General features: G+C 69.3%; 12 protein-coding genes. 5 read left to right on the top strand and 7 right to left on the bottom strand.

What is annotated here, in order from left to right; translation table 11 throughout:
* Positions 1-2 precede the first annotated feature (2 nt).
* Positions 3-779, top strand: a complete 777-nt coding sequence (locus tag OG963_RS27635) for an ABC transporter ATP-binding protein (protein ID WP_093777016.1) — start codon at positions 3-5, stop codon at positions 777-779.
* A 304-nt stretch (positions 780-1,083) separates the two neighbouring features.
* Here OG963_RS27635 and OG963_RS27630 read toward each other — a convergent pair whose 3' ends face one another.
* The gene (locus OG963_RS27630) at positions 1,084-6,114 is read right to left on the bottom strand and encodes an NAD-glutamate dehydrogenase (protein ID WP_093776711.1); all 5,031 of its coding nucleotides are present in this window, start codon (positions 6,112-6,114) and stop codon (positions 1,084-1,086) included.
* Positions 6,115-6,496: 382 nt separating this feature from the next.
* Between OG963_RS27630 and OG963_RS27625 the strand changes: the two genes are divergently transcribed.
* A complete protein-coding gene (locus OG963_RS27625; RefSeq protein ID WP_030922863.1) occupies positions 6,497-7,063 on the top strand; it encodes a DJ-1/PfpI family protein in 567 nt (188 codons plus the stop codon).
* Positions 7,064-7,121: 58 nt separating this feature from the next.
* On the opposite strand, the gene OG963_RS27620 is transcribed toward OG963_RS27625, so the two are convergent.
* Both OG963_RS27620 and OG963_RS27615 read right to left on the bottom strand, forming a co-directional pair.
* Entirely contained in the window at positions 7,122-7,793 is a 672-nt protein-coding gene (locus OG963_RS27620; RefSeq protein WP_371799562.1) for an HAD family hydrolase, read from the bottom strand.
* 58 nt (positions 7,794-7,851) lie between these two features.
* Complete coding sequence (locus OG963_RS27615; RefSeq protein ID WP_030922857.1) at positions 7,852-8,358, bottom strand: hypothetical protein; 507 nt, start codon at positions 8,356-8,358, stop codon at positions 7,852-7,854.
* A gap of 285 nt (positions 8,359-8,643) precedes the next feature.
* Here OG963_RS27615 and OG963_RS27610 point away from each other — a divergent pair, with 285 nt between their 5' ends.
* Positions 8,644-9,099: an Rv3235 family protein gene (locus tag OG963_RS27610; protein WP_051878273.1), complete on the top strand. Its 456-nt coding sequence runs from the start codon at positions 8,644-8,646 to the stop codon at positions 9,097-9,099.
* Positions 9,100-9,244: 145 nt separating this feature from the next.
* On the opposite strand, the gene secA is transcribed toward OG963_RS27610, so the two are convergent.
* Complete coding sequence (gene secA, locus OG963_RS27605; protein ID WP_093776707.1) at positions 9,245-12,070, bottom strand: preprotein translocase subunit SecA; 2,826 nt, start codon at positions 12,068-12,070, stop codon at positions 9,245-9,247.
* Positions 12,071-12,310: 240 nt separating this feature from the next.
* Here secA and OG963_RS27600 point away from each other — a divergent pair, with 240 nt between their 5' ends.
* Positions 12,311-12,961: a GNAT family N-acetyltransferase gene (locus OG963_RS27600; RefSeq protein WP_371799561.1), complete on the top strand. Its 651-nt coding sequence runs from the start codon at positions 12,311-12,313 to the stop codon at positions 12,959-12,961.
* 34 nt (positions 12,962-12,995) lie between these two features.
* Positions 12,996-14,171 (top strand): winged helix-turn-helix domain-containing protein, encoded by a 1,176-nt coding sequence (locus OG963_RS27595; protein WP_093776705.1) that lies wholly within the window; start codon positions 12,996-12,998, stop codon positions 14,169-14,171.
* A gap of 13 nt (positions 14,172-14,184) precedes the next feature.
* Here the strand turns inward: OG963_RS27595 and OG963_RS27590 are convergent, their stop codons facing one another.
* The 3 genes from OG963_RS27590 to OG963_RS27580 form a co-directional block, all read right to left on the bottom strand.
* Entirely contained in the window at positions 14,185-14,943 is a 759-nt protein-coding gene (locus OG963_RS27590; RefSeq protein ID WP_030922845.1) for a response regulator transcription factor, read from the bottom strand.
* 183 nt (positions 14,944-15,126) lie between these two features.
* Complete coding sequence (gene hpf, locus OG963_RS27585) at positions 15,127-15,816, bottom strand: ribosome hibernation-promoting factor, HPF/YfiA family (protein ID WP_030922843.1); 690 nt, start codon at positions 15,814-15,816, stop codon at positions 15,127-15,129.
* 326 nt (positions 15,817-16,142) lie between these two features.
* Positions 16,143-16,868, bottom strand: a complete 726-nt coding sequence (locus OG963_RS27580; RefSeq protein ID WP_093776701.1) for a ComF family protein — start codon at positions 16,866-16,868, stop codon at positions 16,143-16,145.
* Between the last annotated feature and the right edge of the window lie 67 nt (positions 16,869-16,935).

The following is a 16,935-nucleotide window of genomic DNA, read 5'->3' as shown; positions in this document are numbered from 1 at the left end:
ACATGACTGGCAACACCGAGCGGGTGCCGACCGTCGTCGTGGACGACGTCCACATCACCTACAAGGTCAACGGCGCGCGCACCGGAAAGGGCAGCGCCACCTCGGCCCTCAGCCGGATCGCTTCCCGGCGGCAGGCCCCCGGCGTGCGCGAGGTGCATGCCGTGAAGGGCGTCAGCTTCGCCGCATACAAGGGCGAGGCGATCGGCCTGATCGGTTCCAACGGTTCGGGGAAGTCGTCGCTGCTGAAGGCGATCGCCGGTCTGCTCCCGCCGTCGAAGGGGCAGGTGCACACCCAGGGGCAGCCGTCGCTGCTCGGCGTGAACGCGGCACTGATGAGCGATCTGACCGGCGAGCGGAACGTCATCCTCGGTGGGCTGGCGATGGGCATGACGCGCGACGAGATCCGCGAGCGCTACCAGGCGATCGTCGACTTCTCCGGCATCAACGAGAAGGGCGACTTCATCACCCTTCCGATGCGTACGTACTCGTCGGGCATGGGGGCCAGGCTCCGGTTCTCCATCGCCGCCGCCAAGAGCCATGACGTTCTGCTGATCGACGAGGCACTGTCCACGGGCGACGCCAAGTTCCAGCGGCGCAGCAAGGAGCGGATCATCGAGCTGCGCAAGGAAGCGGGCACGGTGTTCCTGGTCAGCCACAGCAACAAGTCGATCACCGAGACATGTGACCGGGCGCTGTGGCTGGAGGCGGGGACGCTGCGGATGGACGGTCCGGCGAAGGAAGTCGTCGCCGCGTACGAGAAGTTCACCACCAAGAAGTGAAGTCCGCCGAGGTGAAGTCCGCCGCCGAGACGTAGGGGCGGCGGGCGACGGGCGGCGCGGTCACCTCGGGGGCGCTCCCCCGCAGCCGCAGCAGCCCGCTCCTCCGGTTCGCCGCGCGCCGGCAGGGCGCCCCCTCCGTGCCTCGAGGGCGGGGGCGGCGGCCCGTGACCGGTCCGGGAATCAGGCCCGTCCGGCGATCGGGGGCATCCCCTCGCCGGACGTTCGGGCACCACAGCCGGCGCCGTCCGGCGTTCGAGGGGGAGGGGCCGCCGGGACGCCCCGGCGGCCGCTCCCCCTCAGACCACTACGCGTGCGTACGCAGCAACGTCCGCATGGTCCGCATGGCCACCGACAGGTTCGCCAGATCGAACGAGTCCGACCCCCGGATCTCCTCCAGTGTGCTGCGCGAACGCGTCAGGATCGCCGCGTTCTTCTCCTCCCAGGCCGCAAACCGTTCCTCCGGCGTCGACGTCCCGTTGCCCACACTCAGGACGTCCCCGGTGAGCGCGGCATGCGCGGCGTACAGGTCCTCGCGGATGGAGGCGCGGGCCATGGACTGCCAGCGGTCGTTCCGCGGCAGTTCGATGATCCGGTCCATCAGCTGGGCGACGCCCAGCCGGTCGGCGAGGTCGTAGTAGACCTCGGCGACGGCAAGCGGGTCCTTGCCGGTGCGCTCGGCGATCGCCACGATGTCGAGCGCCGGGAAGGCGGACGAGAATCCCGCGACGCGCTGTGCCAGCTCGTCCGGGACGCCCGCCTCGGTCAGCTCGTCCAGGATCGACTGGTACCACTCCTGGTCGGGCCCCTTCAGCATCTTGGGCAGCTCGGCCCAGACCTGGTCGACGCCGTCCTTGAAGAAACCGATCGTCTCGGCGATCTCCAGCGGCTGCGGCCGGTTGCCGAGCAGCCAGCGCGAGCCGCGCTCGACGAGCCGGCGCGAGTGCAGCCGGATCCGGGTCTGCACATCGGCGGCGACCTTGTTGTCGAGCGCCTCGACGACGTCCCACACCTGGCCGAGGCCGAAGATCTCGCGGGCCGCGGTCTGGGCCCGCACGATCTCCGCGATCGACGCGCCGGTCTCCTCCCGCAGCCGGTGCAGGAAGGTCGAACCACCGGTGTTCACCGTGTCGTTGACCAGCACGGTGGTGATGATCTCGCGGCGCAGCGCGTGCCCGTCGACCGCCTCGGGGAACTGCGCGCGCAGCTGTGCGGGGAAGTAGGCGTACAGCAGCTTCTGCAGGTACGGGTCGTCCGGCAGGCTGGTCTTGATCAGCTCGTCGGACGCGGTGATCTTCGTGTAGGCGATCAGCACGGCGAGCTCGGGCTGGGTGAGCCCCTTGCCGCCGTTCAGCAGCTCACGGATCTGCCGGTCGCTGGGCAGGAACTCCAGCGCCCGGTCGAGGTGCCCGTCGCGGCCGAGACGGCGCATGAAGCGCTGCTGGGCGTGGAGCAGGGACGCGGACTGGGCGACGGAATTGGCGAGCGCGGTGTTCTGCGCGTAGTTGTTGCGCAGCACCAGACGCCCGATCTCGTCGGTCATCTCGGCAAGCAGCTTGTTGCGCTGCTTGACGGTCATGTCGCCGTCCCGGACCAGGCCGTTGAGCAGGATCTTGATGTTCACCTCGTGGTCGGAGGTGTCCACACCGGCGCTGTTGTCGATCGCGTCGGTGTTGATCCGGCCGCCGCCCCGGGCGAATTCGATCCGGCCGAGCTGGGTGGCTCCGAGGTTGCCGCCCTCGCCGACGACCTTGGCCCGCAGGTCCTCGCCGTTGACGCGGATCGCGTCGTTGGCCTTGTCGCCGACGTCCGCGTTCGACTCGGCGGACGACTTGATGTAGGTGCCGATGCCGCCGTTCCACACCAGGTCGACGCGGGCCTTGAGGATGGTCTTCATCAGGTCGGCAGGCGTCATCTTGGTGACACCCGACTCGATGCCGAGCGCCTCGCGGACGTGCGCGTTGACCGGGATCGACTTCGCGGTACGGGGGTAGATGCCGCCGCCCGCGGAGAGCAGTTCCTTGTTGTAGTCGGCCCAGGAGCTGCGCGGCAGGTCGAAGAGACGGCGTCGCTCGGCGTACGAGGTGGCGGCGTCCGGGGTCGGGTCGAGGAAGATGTGCCGGTGGTCGAAGGCTGCGACGAGCCGGATGTGCTCGGAGAGCAGCATGCCGTTGCCGAACACGTCACCGGACATGTCGCCGACGCCGACGACCGTGAAGTCCTCGGTCTGGGTGTCGTGGCCGAGCTCGCGGAAGTGCCGCTTGACGGACTCCCAGGCGCCGCGGGCGGTGATGCCCATGCCCTTGTGGTCGTATCCGGCGGAACCACCGGAGGCGAACGCGTCGCCGAGCCAGAAGCCGTACGAGACGGCAACCTCGTTGGCGATGTCGGAGAAGCTCGCGGTGCCCTTGTCCGCGGCGACGACGAGATAGGTGTCGTCCTCGTCGTGCCGGACGACACCGACGGGCGGCACGACCTCGCCGGCCACCAGGTTGTCGGTGATGTCGAGCAGGGCCGAGACGAACGTCCGGTACGCGGCGATGCCCTCGGCCATCCAGGCGTCGCGGTCGGCTGCCGGGTCCGGCAGCTGCTTGGCGACGAAGCCGCCCTTGGCGCCGACCGGCACGATGACGGTGTTCTTCACCATCTGTGCCTTGACCAGGCCGAGGATCTCCGTACGGAAGTCCTCCCGCCGGTCCGACCAGCGCAGGCCACCGCGGGCGACCTTCCCGAAGCGCAGGTGGACGCCCTCGACACGCGGCGAGTACACCCAGATCTCGAACGCCGGGCGGGGCGCCGGCAGGTCCGGGATGGCCTGGGGGTCGAACTTCATCGAGACGTAGGAGTGCGGCTTTCCGCCCTCCGCCTGCTGGAAGAAGTTGGTGCGCAGGGTGGCCTTGATGACGGTGAGGAAGGAGCGCAGGATCCGGTCCTCGTCGAGCGAGGCGACCTGGTCGAGCGCCCCGTCGAGCTCTTCGAGGAGACCGTCGATCAGCTCGGTGCCGGCGCTCTGGCGGCCGGGCGACATCCGGGCCTCGAAGAGGGAGACCAGCAGACGCGTGGTGTGGACGTTGTTACGGAGGGTGTCCTCCATGTAGTCCTGGCTGAAGGTCGAACCGGCCTGCCGCATGTACTTCGCGTACGCGCGCAGCACCATCGCCTGCCGCCAGTTCAGACCGGCGCCGAGCACCAGGGAGTTGAAGCCGTCGTTCTCGGCCTCGCCGGTCCACACCGCGGCGAACGCGTCCTGGAAGCGGTCGCGGGCGTCGTCGGCGAGGTAGTTGCCACTGCCGTTGACCTGCGGCATCCGCAGACCGAAGTCGTAGATCCAGGCATGCGTACGGTCGGCGCAGCGCAGCTCGTACGGACGCTCGTCGACGACCTCGACACCCAGCCGCTGGAGCGCCGGGAGGACGGCGGACAGGGAGACCTGCTCGCCGGTCCGGTAGATCTTGAAGCGGCGCTCGCCCGGGGCGGCGCCGACCGGCTCGTACAGGCTGAGCGCGAAGTCCTTCTCGTCGTGCTTGAGCGCTTCGAGGTGGACCAGGTCGGCGACGGCGGAGCGCGGCGAGTGGTCGGCCTTGTAGCCCTCGGGGAAGGAGTGCCCGTAGCGCCGCAGCAGCTCGGCGGCACGCTCCTCGCCGCACTCGGCGTTCAGCGCCTCCTGGAAGCCGTCGGCCCAGGAGCGGGCGGCCTCGACGAGACGGGCCTCGATGCGGTCCTTCTCGGCGTCGGTGAGGTCGGGCAGCTCGGTGCCGGGTGCCACACGGACGACGAAGTGCAGCCGGGACAGGATCGACTCGGTGTTCCAGGCGGTGAAGTCGACGCTGGTGCCGCCGAGCTCCTCCTTCAGGATGTCGATCAGCCGGAGCCGCACGCCGGTGGTGTAACGGTCGCGCGGCAGGTAGACGATCGCTGAGTAGTAGCGCCCGTACTCGTCCTGGCGCAGGTACATCCGCAGCCGGCGCCGCTCCTGGAGGTAGAGCACGGAGGTGACGATGGACCGCAGCTGGTCGACGGGCGTCTGGAAGAGCTCGTCGCGCGGGTACGTCTCCAGGATCTGCAGCAGGTCACGGCCGTCGTGGCTGTGGGGCGAGAAGCCCGCGCCCTCCAGCACCTCGGCGACCTTGCGGCGGATGACGGGCACCCGACGCACGGACTCGGTGTAGGCAGCGGACGAGAACAGTCCGAGGAAGCGGCGCTCACCGATGACGTTGCCGTCGGCATCGAACTTCTTCACCCCGACGTAGTCGAGGTAGCTGGGGCGGTGCACGGTCGACCGGCTGTTCGCCTTGGTCAGGATGAGCAGCTTGTGCTCACGGGCCTTGGCGCGGGCGTCGGCGGGCAGCCGGTCGAAGGACGGGCTGACCGGGTGTGCCTCGTCCTCGCTGTGGTGCGGGTCGGAACGCAGGATGCCGAGGCCGGTGCCGGGGACGGCAGCCAGTGCGTCGGTCTCCCTCAGTTCGTACTCGCGGTAGCCGAGGAAGGTGAAGTGGTCGGCGGCGAGCCAGCGGAGCAGCTCCCGCGCCTCGTTCACCTCTTCGTCGGCGAGGGCGTCGAGCGGCTCGCCGGGCAGGTCGTCGGCGATGCGCAGCGCGGCGTCACGCATCTTCTCCCAGTCCTCGACGGTCTCCCGTACGTCGGACAGCACCCGAAGCAGGTTCTCGGCGATCTGCTTGAGGTCGGAGCGGTCGGTCTCACGGTCGATCTCGACGTGGATCCAGGACTCGACGACCGCGTCGTGCGGCAGCGCGGTCCCGGTCTCCTTGGTCCCGTCGGCGCTCTTGCGGGCCTGCGGGGCCGCCGAGAGGCCGTTGCCCTCGGCCAGGACCTCGATGAGCTTGCCGGTGACATCGCGGCGGACGACGATCTGCGGGTGGATCACGACATGGATGCCGCGGCCCTGCCGGGACAGCTCGTTGGTGACGGAGTCGACCAGGAACGGCATGTCGTCCGTGACGACCTCGACCACGGAGTGGCTGGACGTCCAGCCGTTCTCCTCGACGGTCGGGGTGTGCACCCGGACGTTCGCGGTGCCCTGCGGGCGGTTCTCCGCGAGCCGGTAGTGGGAGGAAGCGGCGCCGAAGACATCGACCGGGTCGCGGCCGGCGATGTCCTCCGGAGCGGTGTGCAGGTAGTAGCGCTGGAGGTAGGAGAGCAGCACATCCTGGCCGGGACGCTCGTCCTGCCCGGCACCGATGCCCTCGGCCCCGGTGCCGGCAACCTGCACCCGGGTGGTACCGCCCGGGCCGCCGACACCACCGCCCGGGCCGTTGTCAGCTACCTTGGCGGCCCGTGCGAGCAGCTCGGCCTTGGCTTCGTCCAGCTTGGTCTGCATGTCCTCTGGCTCCTGTCGCGCGCCGTTGCGTGACGTAGGTGAAAAAGGCGACGTACCGCCACGACACGGGGTTTCCGGTCTGAGACGACGCTATGCCGCTATGAGAGACGCCCGGGACCTTATTGGCCATTTTTGGCAGAGGGTCCGGGCCGAGGGGATCAGTCATCGCCCGGGCACGTTGGCACTCCGGGCGCAGGCCGGGGGCTTCGCTGCCCCCGAGGCGTATCGCGCTGATCACGGGGTCCAGGCTATCTCGCCGGTACCCGGAACCGTCATGAGCCGTATGTGTACAAAAGATGGTCCCGAACTTTGACACTCTGGACAGCGCGCAACGGACAGATGCACGCTTATGGGAGACGTCCGCGCGAGGGGAGCCGCAACCATGGCACCGAAGGTCCTGATCGTCACCGGCGACGCAGCCGAGTCCCTGGAGGTCCTCTACCCGTACCAGCGGCTGCGCGAGGAGGGGTACGACGTCCACATCGCGGCCCCCGCCCGCAAGACGCTCCGCTTCGTGGTCCACGACTTCGAGCCCGGCTTCGACACGTACACCGAGAAGCCCGGCTACACCTGGCCGGCCGACCTGGCGTTCTCCGAGGTGGATGCCGGTGACTACGTCGCCCTGGTCATCCCCGGCGGACGCGCCCCCGAGTACCTGCGCAACGACGCCGAGCTCCGCAAGATCCTCAAGGCCTTCTTCGACACGGACAAGCCGGTGGCCCAGATCTGCCACGGCCCCCTGCTGACGGCGGCGATCGGCGAGCTGGGCGGCCGCCGCGTCACGGCGTACCCCGCGCTGGAACTCGACATGCAGGCGGCGGGCGCCAGCTTCGAGGACCACGAAGCGGTGGTCGACGGCACCCTGATCTCGTCCCGCGCCTGGCCGGACCACTCGGCCTGGATGCGCGAATTCCTGAAGGTCCTGCGCACCACGGCCCCGGCGGTATAGGCCCCCCACGGGGCATTCCGGGCCGCCCGGGCCGCCCCTGGCCCGGGCGGATCGCCCCTCAGCCGACCATCTGCTCGGCGAGCGCCACAGCCTCGCCCAGACTGTCCACCACCGGCACCCCGGCCGTCTCCAGGCTGCTCCGGCTGTGCGATCCCCCGGTGTACAGCACCGCACGCGCGCCGACATGCGCCGCGGCCACAGCGTCGTCCACCGCGTCACCGATCACCACCGTGTGATCGGGAGACACCCCGCCCATCGCGGCGAGATGCCGCTCCATGTGCCGCGCCTTGCTGCCACCGGACGGCCCGGTGCGGCCGTCGACCCGCGTGAAGTGCCGCTCGATTCCGTACCCCTGCACCACCGGCACCAGCTGCTCGTGGACGTACATGCTGAGCAGCGACTGACTACGTCCGGCCAGCTGCCACTGGGCGAGCAGCTCCTCGGCGCCCGCGGTGAGACCGCAGCCGACCCGCTGCTCCATGTAGTACCGGTGGAAGATCCCGTCCATCCGCTCCCACTCGGCCTCGGTGGGCAGCCGGCCCATCAGCCGCTCGTAGAAGCGCGGGATCGGGATGCAGTACATCTCGCGGTACTGCTCGAGTGTGATCGGCTCCATGCCGACCTCGGCGAACGCGGCATTCGTCGCACCGATGACCGCTGTGTTGTCGTCGAGCAGTGTGCCGTTCCAGTCCCAGACCAGATGCGTGCGGTGCTTCCCGTTCGTCCCCATGGAATGAAAATACCCGCCGGGTACGACAACGGGTCCGCGCGCTCGGCGCCTGCGACCGTCAGCCGATCAGGTTGGGAATCTCCTGCACCCCGAACCAGAGCAGCTCATGGTCCTCCGCGCCGTCCACGACGAACTGTGCGTCGTCGTCGCCGAGGTCCGCGGCGCCGAGCACCGACGCGGCCGCCGCCACGTCCTTCTCCGCGTCGTCCGCGTCGACATGCACCGCGGCCGCCTTCGCCAGCGCCACCGCGGAAGCGATGCGCACCTCGCCGAGCGAGGAGGGGTCCAGGCTGTGGTCCGGGTCCGCGACGGCCTGCCCGTCCGGTACGTCGACGGCGACGACCGCTCGCCTGCGCACCGCACCGGGGTCCCCGGCGATCAGGCGCAGCGAGGCGGCCGCGGCCCGGTTGAGCGCCGCGTACTCCAGCTCCTCGATGTCGTCGGAGACGTACCACTCACGCAGTGCGGGAGTCACCGCGTACGCGGTCAGCGGACCGGGGCCGATCTCGCCCGCCCGGTGCGCCGCTGCGAGACCGGAGAGGGTCAGGGGGACGTACACGCGCATGGCTGGCCGCTTTCGTAGTCGGAGACGCCCTCAGGATACGTGCGCGTCCCCCTTCGGGGTTACGAGTACAGCGCCCGATCCGTCCACCCGGTAAACGCCTGTCACCCTCCCCACGCCCTCCCGCGGCCTTGCGTCACCGGGTCCGCCACCCTGATAGGTGAACTTCACGCACGGCGCCACGCGGTCCCTCGGCGCTTGCGGTCGCGTCCGCCGCCCCCGTAGAAGATCCACAGCAGAAGTTACCGCCCGGTATCGGCCGGGCTCGGATCACGGGGGCGATCAACCATGAGCGTGAACAGGACCCGGCCCGCCGGACGCCACGACCGGCGCAGGCCCGAGACCGTACCGTCGCAGCGCCGGACACCTCAGCGGATGCTGCGCCCGCACCACTGGTTCGCGGAACGCCTCCTGGCCGTCCTCAGCGGCCAGCGCCCGGTGCACTGGATGCTCGGCCACACGATCGGCGAGGCGTACGACCAGCTCGCCGAACTGGCCCCGGCCACCCCGCTGAGGGCCCGCGGCGCCCGCCCGGTGGTACGCCAGTGCCACGGCGCGCAACCCGCCCCGGGCGTGGTGGAGGCCTGCGCGAGCATCGCGGCGGGCGAACAGGTACGGGCAATGGCCTTCCGCCTGGAGCAGGGCCGCGACCTGCGCTGGCGGTGCGCCGCAGTGGAACTCGGCATCCCCACCCCGCCCACCACGTCGAACCCGTCCGCCGCCCCGGGGCCGCCCGGCGATTAGAAAAAGGCGCCCACCGGGCGGCCCCGGCGCCCCCTGCCCAGCCCCTCACACACGGCTGGGGCCGGACACCCCTCGGTGCCCGGCCCCAGCCGCCCTGCAACACAAACCCACGCCGAAGAGCCGCGGGCACCACAGCAACCGCGAACTACTTCTTGCGGCGCCGCCCGCCACCACCATTCTTCTGCGCCTTGCGCCGCTCCGCCCGGGTCAGCCCGTCCGACTCCGACACCGCTCCACCGTCACCGTTGGAGAAGTCGCCCTCGACGACGCCACCCTCCCCGTCCACCGTGGGAGCGGAGAAGTGCAGCCGGTCGGGACGCTGCGGAGCGTCCAGCCCCTTGGCGCGGATCTCCGGACGCGCCCCGGCCGGAACCGTGGCGTCCTCCTTGGACAGCGACGGCCGCTCGCCCGCGTCCTGCACCGGGACCTCCTCGACCTGCTGCTCGACCTGGACCTCCAGGTTGAACAGGTAGCCGACGGACTCCTCCTTGATGCCCTCCATCATGGCGTTGAACATGTCGAAGCCCTCGCGCTGGTACTCGACCAGCGGGTCCTTCTGCGCCATGGCCCGCAGGCCGATGCCCTCCTGGAGGTAGTCCATCTCGTAGAGGTGCTCACGCCACTTGCGGTCCAGGACCGACAGCACCACGCGCCGCTCGAGCTCACGCATGATGTCCGAGCCGAGCTGCTTCTCACGCTCGTCGTACTGCTCGTGGATGTCGTCCTTGATGGACTCGCCGATGAACTCGGCGGTGATCCCGGCCCGGTCCCCGGCCGCGTCCTCCAGCTCGTCGACGGTGACCTTCACCGGGTAGAGCTGCTTGAACGCACCCCACAGCCGGTCGAGGTCCCACTCCTCGGCGAAGCCCTCGGCGGTCTCCTGCCGGATGTAGTCGTCGATCGTGTCGTCCATGAAGTGGCGGATCTGCTCCTGCAGGTCCTCACCCTCGAGGACGCGACGGCGCTCGCCGTAGATGACCTCACGCTGCCGGTTGAGCACCTCGTCGTACTTCAGGACGTTCTTACGCGTCTCGAAGTTCTGCTGCTCGACCTGCGACTGTGCGGACGCGATGGCCCGCGTCACCATCTTGTTCTCGATCGGCACGTCGTCCGGCACATTCGCCATCGACATGACGCGCTCGACCATCTGCGCCTTGAACAGCCGCATCAGGTCGTCACCCAGCGACAGGTAGAAGCGGGACTCGCCCGGGTCGCCCTGACGGCCGGAACGACCGCGCAGCTGGTTGTCGATACGCCGCGACTCGTGCCGCTCGGTACCGAGCACGTACAGCCCGCCGAGCTCCTTGACCTCTTCGAACTCCGCCCTCACGGCCTGCTCGGCCCTCGCCAGTGCGGCGGGCAGCGCGGCCGCCCACTCCTCGACGTGCTCGACGGGGTCGAGACCGCGCTGACGCAGCTCCGCCTCGGCGAGGTCGTCGGGGTTGCCGCCGAGCTTGATGTCCGTACCACGGCCGGCCATGTTCGTCGCGACCGTGACCGCGCCCTTGCGGCCGGCCTGGGCGACGATCGTCGCCTCACGGTCGTGCTGCTTGGCGTTGAGGACCTCGTGCTGCACACCGCGCTTGGAGAGCTGCTGCGAGAGGTACTCGGACTTCTCGACCGAAGTGGTGCCGACCAGGATCGGCTGGCCCTTCTCGTGCTTCTCGGCGATGTCGTCGACGACCGCGGCGAACTTCGCGACCTCGGTGCGGTAGATCAGGTCGGACTGGTCCTGGCGGACCATCGGCCGGTTCGTCGGGATCGGCACGACGCCCAGCTTGTAGATCTGGTGGAACTCGGCGGCCTCGGTCATCGCCGTACCGGTCATGCCGGAGAGCTTGCCGTAGAGGCGGAAGAAGTTCTGCAGGGTGATCGTGGCGAGGGTCTGGTTCTCGTCCTTGATGTCCACCCCTTCCTTCGCCTCGATCGCCTGGTGCATGCCCTCGTTGTAGCGGCGGCCGGCGAGGATACGGCCGGTGTGCTCGTCGACGATCATGACTTCGCCGTCGATGACGACGTAGTCCTTGTCCTTCTTGAAGAGCTCCTTGGCCTTGATGGCGTTGTTGAGGTACCCGACGAGAGGGGTGTTCACCGACTCGTAGAGGTTCTCGATGCCGAGCCAGTCCTCGACCTTCGCGACACCGGGCTCATGGATGGCGACGGTCCGCTTCTTCTCGTCGACCTCGTAGTCGCCGGTCTCCTCGATGCCCTTGAGCTGGTTGCCGGCCTCGCCCTTGGTCAGCCGCGTGACCAGCTTGGCGAAGTCGCCGTACCACTTGGTGGCCTGGTCGGCCGGGCCGGAGATGATCAGCGGCGTACGGGCCTCGTCGACGAGGATCGAGTCGACCTCGTCGACCACGGCGAAGTTGTGGCCACGCTGGACGAGCTCGTCCGCGGACCACGCCATGTTGTCGCGGAGGTAGTCGAAGCCGAACTCGTTGTTCGTGCCGTACGTGATGTCGCAGGCGTACTGCTCGCGGCGCTGGGCCGGCGTCATGTTGGCCAGGATGCAGCCGACGGTCAGGCCCAGGAACTTGTGGACCCGGCCCATCATTTCGGAGTCACGCTCGGCCAGATAGTCATTGACCGTGATCAGGTGCACGCCCTTGCCGGAGAGCGCGTTGAGATACGCGGGCAGGGTGCCGACGAGGGTCTTGCCCTCACCGGTCTTCATCTCGGCCACGTAACCGAGGTGCAGGGCAGCGCCGCCCATCATCTGGACGTCGTAATGGCGCTGTCCGAGGACACGCTTCGCGGCCTCTCGGACCGTTGCGAATGCCTCGGGAAGCAGGTCGTCCAGGCTCTCGCCGTCCGCGTACCGTTCCTTGTACTCGTCGGTGAGCGCCCGCAGCTCGGCGTCGGAGAGGTTGACGAAGTCCTCTTCGATGGAGCTGACCTGGTCCGCGATGCGGTGCAGTTTGCGCAGGATCTTGCCTTCGCCTGCACGCATGAGCTTGTTGAAGACGGACACTGAGGCTGGTCTCCTTGCCGGTCGGGCCTGGCACTGGGTCGTGTTATGGACGCTGGCGCGGGCACGGCAGGTGGGCCCCACCGCAACGGCCATCGTAAGCGAGGACCCCGCCGCGTCGGGAGGGCTGCCGCCGCGTTGCCCCCACTGGGCCCCTCCGAGTCAACGGACAGAAGGCCCCGAAGGTGCCGGGAACCCCGAAAAGTGTTCGCATCGCTGTCGGCGCCTCACCAGAATCCGTACATGGAGCCGATCACTCTCACCACCGAGCGTCTACTGCTGCGCCCCTTCCGTGGGGGTGACACGGACGAGGTCCACGCCGCGTGCCAGGACCCGGACATCCAGCGCTGGACGGTCGTCCCGTCCCCGTACACCCACGCCGACGCGGAACTGTTCACCCGAAAGCTGTCCCCCGGCGGCTGGCAGGACGACTCGATGTACAACTTCGCGGTGGTTCTGCGCGACGGCGGGGCCGTGGCAGGTGCGCTCGGCATCAACCGCCGCAACCTGCACGACACGTACGAGGTGGGGTTCTGGACCGCGAGGAAGCACCGCGGCCTCGGTTACATGACGGAGGCGGTACGGGCCGCGGCCCACTGGACCTTCACCTCGCTCGGCGGGGACCGGCTGGAGTGGCGCGCCGAGGTGGGCAACGAACCCTCGCGGGCCGTGGCGCGGCGAGCGGGCTTCCGCATGGAGGGCGAGCAGCGGTCGGGGCTGCTGAACAAGGGGGTACGGCGGGACATCTGGGTCGGCGCGCTGCTCCCTTCCGACCTCGGCCTGTCGGGCTCCCACCCGTATCTCCCGGCCCCGGCCCGCACCACCGCCCCCTGGACCGATCCCTCCTCCGGTCCTGTCCCCGGTCTCCCCACGGGTCTGTCCACCGCACCGTGAACGGATGTCAGTGCCGCCCTCTAGGGTGCGAGACATGACGCCAGTGCCACCTCCCGCCGCCGAACTCTCCGCCGACCAGGCCCGCAGAATCGCCCTCCGCGCCCAGGGTTTCCTCGGCGCGCCGGACCGACGGGCCGGGGTGCCGGGCGTGCTGCGACACCTCGGTGCCGTACAGCTCGACACGATCTCGGTGCTGGCCCGCTCGCACGAACTGATCCCGTACGCACGCCTCGGCGCCGTCGGCCGCCGCACGGTCGAGGACGCGTACTGGTCGGCCGGCCGCAGCTTCGAGTACTGGTCGCACGCGGCGTGCATCCTGCCTGTCGAGGAGTGGCCGCACTTCGCGTTCCGTCGTCGCGCCTACCGTTCGCGCCCGCACTGGCACCACGACCTGCCGGACGGGACCTACGACGCGGTGATCAAGCAGTTGCGCTCCGAGGGCCCGCTGACGGCGACGGAGCTGGGCGGCGCGAAGAACGGCGGGGAGTGGTGGGACTGGTCCGCGTCGAAGGTCGCCGTCGAGCGAGCCCTGATGTACGGCGAGGTGGTGTGCACCGAGCGGCGCAGCTGGAAGCGGGTGTACGACCTCGCGGAGCGCGCCCTGCCCGACGCCGTGCTCCACGACGACCTGGACGACAGGGAGTGCCTGCGGCGGCTGGTCGCGCTCGCGGGCCGGTCCCTGGGGGTCGGCACCCGCGCAGACATCGCGGACTACCACCGACTCAAGGGCGAGCAGTTCGATGCGGTGGTGGCGGACTCCGGTCTGGTGCCGGTGACGGTGGAGGGCTGGGCGAAGCCGGCCTGGGCCGACCCGGCGGCGCTGGCCTCGGAGCCCCGGGGACGACACCGTACGACGCTGCTGTCGCCGTTCGACTCACTGATCTGGGAGCGGGCCCGGACAGAGCGGATATTCGGCTTCACGCACCGCCTGGAGGCGTACGTCCCCAAGCCCAAGCGGATCCACGGCTATTTCGCGATGCCGCTGCTGGCCGGCGGCAAACTGCAGGGCCGGGTCGATCCGGCACGCGAGGGCACCACGCTGGTCGCCCGGCAGGTGTCCCTGGCGGGCACGAAGGCCGTGGCGCCGATGGCCGAGGCCCTGGTGGAAGCGGCGTCCTGGGTCGGCTGTACGGACGTACGGCTGGAGCGGGTCGACGCACCGGAGCTGCGCGAGCCGCTCACCCGGGAAATCGCCCGCGCCCTCAATTGACCATGCCGTCGCTTTACCTGATCTCGAGGATCTTCTCGCGCATGGCATAGACCACTGCTTCCATCCTGGAGTGCAGCTGCAGCTTCTCCAGAATGTTGCGGACGTGGTTCTTCACGGTGTTCTCGGAAATGAACAGCTCCTTCGCGATATCGCGATTGTTCATGCCCGTGGCAACCAGTTTGAGGACTTCGAGCTCCCGGTCGGTCAGCCGCGGCGCAGGCACCAGCCGGCGGTCGTCGGTCCGCTGGATCATCGACTTGAACTCGGTGAGCAATTTGGACGCCATGGACGGGCTGATCTGGGACTGCCCGTCGGCGACCGCACGGATCGCCGTGGCCACCTCGTCCGTGGAGATCTCCTTGAGGAGATAGCCGGTGGCGCCCGCCTTGATGGCGTCGTAGAGGTCGGCCTCCTCGTCGCTGATCGTCAGCATGATGATCTTCGCACTGGGGGCCACCTCCTTGATGGACGTGCAGGCCTCGATGCCGCCCCGCTTGGGCATGCGCACATCCATCAGCACGATGTCGGGCAGCAGATCGGCGGCCTTGTCGACCGCTTCCGCCCCGTCACCCGCCTCGCCGACGACCTGGATGTCCTCCTCCTGGGCGAGGACGATCTCCAGGCCCCTGCGGAAGAGCGCGTGGTCGTCCACCACCAGAACGCGGATCGGCTCCTTGCGGGAACCGCTGTCCGTGTCGGCGCCGGTATCGGCATCGGCAGCGTCGTCTCCGCCGTCATTCGCATCGCGCACGGGCCCGAAGGTGTCCGCCATCGTTCCTCCCCCTGAAGGCCATGGCCTGAAGTTCACAAACTCTCCGCCAACGGCATTTCACAGAGCACCGATTGGCTTGGGGCGCCATGATTTCATGCCTGGACGTCAGAGCGGTGGTTCTGTCGTCGCACGCGGGTGCCCCTGGCGCGAATTACGCCCCAGGGGCACCACCGATGCGGGGCGTCAGCCGCCGAGCGCACCGCCCGCGCCGCCCGCCCCGTCGGCGGCCAGCGGGTCGGTCCTCAGATGAATGACACCGTAGTCGTAGGCATGCCGCCGGTAGACGACACTGGGCTCCTTCGTCTCGGAGTCGACGAACAGATAGAAGTCGTGCCCGACCAGCTCCATCTCGTAGAGCGCCTGGTCGAGCGTCATCGGTGCCGCGACGTGCGTCTTCTCGCGCATCACCAGCGGCCCTTCGCCCTGTACCTCGAGCGTGCCGATCCTGGTGATGGGTACAGACGGGCCGGCGCCGTCGCCGGTCAGGTCGCCCTCGCTGTTGAAGGACGCCGTACCCGGCACCGTCTCGGCGACTTCGGCAGCGGGAATCCGGCCGTTGCCACGGCGGCTGAAGCGCTTGTCGTGCTGCTTGCGCAGCCGCGCCTCCAGCTTCCCGGTGGCCAGGTCCAGCGCTGCGTACGGGTCGCCTGCAGCCGCTTCAGCACGGATTACCGGCCCACGCGAGCGGAGCGTGATCTCCACTCGGTCCGAGCGGTCTGCCTGACGGGGGTTTGGCTCCTTGGACACCTCGACGTCGAGGCTGATCACCTTGCCGTCGAACTTCTGGATCTTGTCCAGCTTCAGCTTCTCGGCCACGTGCTTGCGGAACCGCTCGGGCACCTCGGTCTTGCGGCCCTTGACGACGATGTCCACGCAGAACTCCGTTCCCGGATCGCTCCGCTCAGCGGCGGAGCATCTCCCTTTTGCACCAGGCCCCGGTGGTCGCCGGAGCCGCGGACTCGGTGACTTCCACCTCCTCCTCCCCCGTCGGGGAGGTCTCCACCCCACCGATCTTTCTGAACGTCTGGCCTACCGGTGAGTCGCCTGCCCGAAACCTGGTGGTGCACTCGTCGAGGTCTGGCATTCACCATTCCTCACACCGAACATAGCCTGATCGGCCGGATGTCGGCACCCGCTACTCGCACGTACCTCCGTTCAGGGCCCTTTACTCACTCACTACCTGCAACGATGCAAGTCCACTAGCAGTTCCGGTTTATTGCGAAGGCAGTCGGAGACGCGGCGACAACGGCCGCCTGCCCCGTTCCGGAACCCGGTCTTCTCCGCCCGCCCGCGGCTTCGACCGCCCGTGCAGCCTCCGTCAGCGAGGCCCCGGTCGTCATGAGGTCGTCCACGAGTACTACCCGTTCGGCCGCAAGCAGCCGCTCCCCACCGGCCACCACCTCCAGCGCACCCGCCAGATTCGCCTGCCGCTGCAGGGCTCCGAGCCCCGACTGATCGGTCACCGGGCGCCGTTGCCGCAGCACCGGTACCACTCTGGCCGGAATCCCGCCATGCCTCAGCTCCCCCGCTGCGGCCAGCGCGATCCGACGTGCCGGATCATGCCCGCGTGCCGCAACGGCCCGCCGCGCCGACGGCACGGGTACGAGCAGCAGCGGCCCCGGACCGCCCACCTGCCCCGTCCCGGCCCGCACGGCGCCCGCCAGCGCCCTGCCGAGCGCCCGCGACAGAGGAAGCGCGCCACGCTCCTTGTGTGCCAGGAGCACCGCCCGTACCGCGTTCTCGTACGTGGCGGCGGCATGCACCACCGGCAGTCCGACGGGCTCCGGCGCGGGTCTCACACGCTGCGGCGCCGCACCGTACAGCGCTGCCCGACAGCCTTCGCACAACTCGCTCCGCGGCCTGCCGCAGCCACCACAGGCCACCGGCAGCACCAGCCCGGCGATCTCCCGCCACCACCCCCGCATATCTCCACTGTGCCCCCGGCCCACGAACCCGGCCACCCCTGTGGAAAACGCAGGCGTCCCTGCCCAA

Origin of the sequence: Streptomyces sp. NBC_01707, assembly GCF_041438805.1 — a bacterium.
In the GTDB taxonomy this organism is placed as follows: Bacteria; Actinomycetota; Actinomycetes; order Streptomycetales; family Streptomycetaceae; genus Streptomyces.
The sequence above is the reverse complement of the archived record's forward strand: the minus strand, read 5'-3'. Positions and strand labels throughout refer to the sequence as shown.

Coding starts and splice junctions, on each gene's coding strand:
- OG963_RS27635 (WP_093777016.1), top strand. CDS start 3: ATGACTGGCAACACCGAGCGGGTGCCGACCGTCGTCGTGGACGACGTC.
- OG963_RS27630 (WP_093776711.1), bottom strand. CDS start 6,114: ATGCAGACCAAGCTGGACGAAGCCAAGGCCGAGCTGCTCGCACGGGCC.
- OG963_RS27625 (WP_030922863.1), top strand. CDS start 6,497: ATGGCACCGAAGGTCCTGATCGTCACCGGCGACGCAGCCGAGTCCCTG.
- OG963_RS27620 (WP_371799562.1), bottom strand. CDS start 7,793: ATGGGGACGAACGGGAAGCACCGCACGCATCTGGTCTGGGACTGGAAC.
- OG963_RS27615 (WP_030922857.1), bottom strand. CDS start 8,358: ATGCGCGTGTACGTCCCCCTGACCCTCTCCGGTCTCGCAGCGGCGCAC.
- OG963_RS27610 (WP_051878273.1), top strand. CDS start 8,644: ATGAGCGTGAACAGGACCCGGCCCGCCGGACGCCACGACCGGCGCAGG.
- OG963_RS27600 (WP_371799561.1), top strand. CDS start 12,311: ATGGAGCCGATCACTCTCACCACCGAGCGTCTACTGCTGCGCCCCTTC.
- OG963_RS27595 (WP_093776705.1), top strand. CDS start 12,996: ATGACGCCAGTGCCACCTCCCGCCGCCGAACTCTCCGCCGACCAGGCC.
- OG963_RS27590 (WP_030922845.1), bottom strand. CDS start 14,943: ATGGCGGACACCTTCGGGCCCGTGCGCGATGCGAATGACGGCGGAGAC.
- OG963_RS27580 (WP_093776701.1), bottom strand. CDS start 16,868: ATGCGGGGGTGGTGGCGGGAGATCGCCGGGCTGGTGCTGCCGGTGGCC.